This is a genomic window from Bradyrhizobium sp., assembly GCF_016462955.1.
GTDB lineage: Bacteria > Pseudomonadota > Alphaproteobacteria > Rhizobiales > Xanthobacteraceae > Bradyrhizobium.
The window spans coordinates 1-3,223 of record NZ_JAEMSD010000572.1 but is presented as its reverse complement, the minus strand read 5'-3'; the positions used below and the strand labels follow the sequence as shown (position 1 = coordinate 3,223).

Genomic DNA, 3,223 nt, shown 5'->3' with positions numbered 1-3,223 from the left:
CCGCTGGTACGGTCGTGCTGCGGGTCGCACAGGCGCCCGAGCACGGCAGCGTCAAGATCCGCAACATCGGCGTGTTTCCGCGTTTCGCCGAGAGCAATATCCGCAGCGTCTGCAACCGCCGCCGCGTGCCCGGCGTCGAGGCCGTCTACACCTCGCAGCGTGGCTATCTCGGATCGGATACCGTGGTGCTCGAGGCCCTTTTTCCTGCCGGGCGCGGCGTTCGGATGGTGTTCCCGATCCGCGTGATGTGAAGAACGGCTCGGTGGACGACCGAAAATGTGGGCGTGCTGCGCTTGCCGCCGGAGCGGCGGGTCAGTTCAGCACGCGCTTGCTGTCGGGGCTGTCCAGCGAAAACGCCGGCACGTCGATCTCGAAGCGCTCGCCGGTCTCGCTGACCATCTGGTAGCGGCCGGTCATGAAGCCGGAGGCGGTCGAGAGCGGCACGCCGGAGGTGTATTCGAAGCGCTCGCCGGGGGCCAGGACCGGCTGCTCGCCCACCACGCCCTCGCCCTTTACCTCCTGCTGGCGGCCGGAGGCATCGGTGATGATCCAGTGCCGAGTCTTGAGCTGGACGGTCTCGTCGCCCGAATTGGTGATGACGATGGTGTAGGACCAGAAATAGCGGGAGCGGTCGGCCGACGACTGCTCCGGAACAAAGTTCGGCTCGACGGTCACTTCAATCTGGCGGGTCACGGCGCGGTACATGACCTCCATCATACCGAATCCGCCGCCGGGAACCAAACCCCTCAAGCGGCTTAGGCGACATCGTCCCGCCAGAATTGGAAGGGTAGGACACCTCGCTGCGTGCGGCCGCTTTGCGAGAGATCGGCCGGGCCGGTACACTGCTTGAAACGACGCGATTTGCGGAAGGGTTTTGGCCCCCGATGAGCATTGCCGACGAGGTGACGGGGACGACGATCGCGGGGACCAAGCCTGCGGGGACGAGGCCGCGCGCGGCCGCACCGGCGATCACGCTGCCCGCCATCGGCGAGCGCGAGCTTAGGCTCGATCTGTTCCGGGGGCTCGCGCTGTGGCTGATCTTCATCGACCATCTGCCGGCGAGCCTGCTGACCTGGTTCACCATCCGCAATTACGGCTTCAGCGACGCCACGGAGATTTTCATCTTCATCTCCGGCTACACCGCGGCCTTCGTCTACGGCCGCGCGATGCTGGAGAGCGGCGTACTTATCGCCACCGCGCGCATCCTGCGCCGCGTCTGGCAGATCTACGTCGCCCACGTATTCCTGTTCACGATCTTCCTCGCCGAGATCTCATACGTGGCGACTCGCTTCGAGAACCCGCTCTATACCGAAGAGATGGGCATCATGGACTTCCTCAAGCAGCCCGATGTCACCATCGTGCAGGCGCTGCTTTTGCGTTTTCGTCCCGTCAACATGGACGTGCTGCCGCTCTACATCGTGTTGATGCTGGCCTTGCCGCTGATCCTGTGGTCGATGAAGTGGCGGCCCGACGTCACGCTCGGGCTTTCGGTGCTGCTCTACGCGGTTACCTGGGAGTACGATCTCTATCTGTCGGCCTATCCGAACGGCTTCTGGGCCTTCAATCCCTTTGCCTGGCAATTGCTGTTCGTGTTCGGGGCATGGTGTGCGCTCGGAGGTGCGCGGCGCATGTCGCGCATTCTGTCGTCACGCGTTACGATGTGGATGGCGATCGCCTATCTCGTCGCGGCGTTCTACGTGACGCTGACCTGGTATGTGCCGCAGCTCTCCCTGTTCATGCCGAAGCGGATCGAGCAGTGGATGTATCCGATCAACAAGACCGACCTCGACGTGCTGCGCTTCATCCATTTCCTGGCGCTGGCCGCGCTCACGGTGCGCTTCCTGCCACGGGACTGGCCGGGCCTGAAGTCGCCCTGGCTGCGGCCGCTGATCCTGTGCGGGCAGCATTCCCTCGAGATCTTCTGCCTCGGCGTTTTCCTGGCCTTTGCCGGCCATTTCGTGCTTGCCGAAGTCTCCGGCGGCCCGGTCATGCATGCGTTGATTAGTCTCTCCGGAGTCCTGATCATGTGGGGGGTCGCCTGGGTGATTTCATGGTACAAGCGCGTGGCTGACAAGAGCGGTGCGAAAACCAAGAACGCCGTCGGCAACGCCGATCTGGCGGGAGGGGGCTGATGAAGGCGAAGGTTCTCCTGAGCCTGGTTCTGCTATGCGGTGGCCTCGCCGCGCCCCTGGCGCGCGCGGGCGATGCCGCGTCCACGCCTGCCACGACCTCACCCACCACGGCCGCACCTGCCACATCCCCTGTGCCCGCAGCCTGCGAATTGCCGTCCTATCTGCTCTCCAGCGAAAGCCAGCTGCCCAAGGTCGCGGATGCGGTCAAGGCCGGCAAACCGCTCGATATCCTGGTCATCGGCAGCCGCTCGACCACCATTCCGTCGTCGGAAAGCAGCTCATACCCGGCGCGCATGGAGGCGATCCTCAAGGAAAAGCTGCCGCCGTCCGAGGTCGTGCACGTCTCCGTAGAAATACAGAGCAAGAAAACGGCAGAGGAGACCGCGTCCACCTTCGTTAAGCTGATGGAAGCAAAAACGCCTACTTTGGTCATCTGGCAGACCGGGACCGTGGATGCTATCCGATCCATCGATCCCGACGAATTTCGTAGCGCGGTCACCGACGGTGTTGTTGCGCTGCAAAAGGCAGGGGCTGACGTCGTCTTGATGAATTTGCAGTACAGTCCCCGCACCGAAACGATGATTTCGGCACAGCCTTTCCTAGATAATATGCGCGTGGTGGCGCAGGAGCATGACATCCCGCTGTTCGATCGTTTCTCGATCATGCGGCAGTGGAATGATCAGGGCCAGTTCGACCTGTTCAGCCCGTCCCGCGGGCCCGAGCTCGCGAAGCAGGTCCATGATTGCCTTGGCCGGTCACTGGCGCAGTTCGTGATCGACGCAGCCCGTCTGGAGCCGGCGCAGCAGCAAAATTGAGGGTCTAGCGTTAATGAGTTCTCTCCGCCCTTTTTGCCTGACGACATGGCTGGCCGTGCCCGCCGCGGCGGCGCTGTTGTTGCTGACGCCGGCCTCGCATGCGCAGACGCCAGCCGCAGAGCCGACCCCCGCACCCGCCCAGTCGGCTGATCCTGCGCCCGCTCCGCCGTCCCAGACCAACGTTGCCGCAAGGTCGTCCGAGCCGCGCGGCGTCACGTCTCGCGCCATCGACAAGGTGAAGGAGGTCGCGAAGTCCGCCGCCGACATCTTCAACCG

At 63.7% G+C, this 3,223-nt stretch carries 4 protein-coding genes and 1 pseudogene; 4 read left to right on the top strand and 1 reads right to left on the bottom strand.

Annotated features, from left to right (window positions below; all coding sequences use genetic code 11):
* A partial coding sequence (locus JHD07_RS34655) for a hypothetical protein (RefSeq protein ID WP_291630345.1) occupies nucleotides 1–251 on the top strand: 251 nt, incomplete at its 5' end.
* A 61-nt stretch (nucleotides 252–312) separates the two neighbouring features.
* Here the strand turns inward: JHD07_RS34655 and apaG are convergent.
* Entirely contained in the window at nucleotides 313–705 is a 393-nt protein-coding gene (gene apaG / locus JHD07_RS34650; RefSeq protein ID WP_291630349.1) for a Co2+/Mg2+ efflux protein ApaG, read from the bottom strand.
* A 179-nt stretch (nucleotides 706–884) separates the two neighbouring features.
* On the opposite strand from apaG, the gene JHD07_RS34645 reads away from it, so the two are divergent.
* The 3 genes and pseudogenes from JHD07_RS34645 to JHD07_RS34635 form a co-directional block, all read left to right on the top strand.
* Nucleotides 885–2,132 carry an OpgC domain-containing protein gene (locus JHD07_RS34645; RefSeq protein WP_291630343.1) on the top strand — a complete coding sequence of 416 codons (1,248 nt, stop codon included), beginning with the start codon at nucleotides 885–887 and terminating at the stop codon, nucleotides 2,130–2,132.
* Nucleotides 2,132–2,947 carry an SGNH/GDSL hydrolase family protein gene (locus JHD07_RS34640; RefSeq protein WP_291630341.1) on the top strand — a complete coding sequence of 272 codons (816 nt, stop codon included), beginning with the start codon at nucleotides 2,132–2,134 and terminating at the stop codon, nucleotides 2,945–2,947. Before JHD07_RS34645 ends, JHD07_RS34640 begins: the two co-directional genes overlap by 1 nt.
* 13 nt (nucleotides 2,948–2,960) lie before the next feature.
* Nucleotides 2,961–3,223, top strand: a pseudogene (locus tag JHD07_RS34635) (SGNH/GDSL hydrolase family protein); the annotation flags it as partial.

Excerpts from the sequence above, each read along its gene's own strand:
- JHD07_RS34645 (WP_291630343.1), top strand. The coding sequence starts at position 885 with ATGAGCATTGCCGACGAGGTGACGGGGACGACGATCGCGGGGACCAAG.
- JHD07_RS34640 (WP_291630341.1), top strand. The coding sequence starts at position 2,132 with ATGAAGGCGAAGGTTCTCCTGAGCCTGGTTCTGCTATGCGGTGGCCTC.
- apaG (WP_291630349.1), bottom strand. The coding sequence starts at position 705 with ATGTACCGCGCCGTGACCCGCCAGATTGAAGTGACCGTCGAGCCGAAC.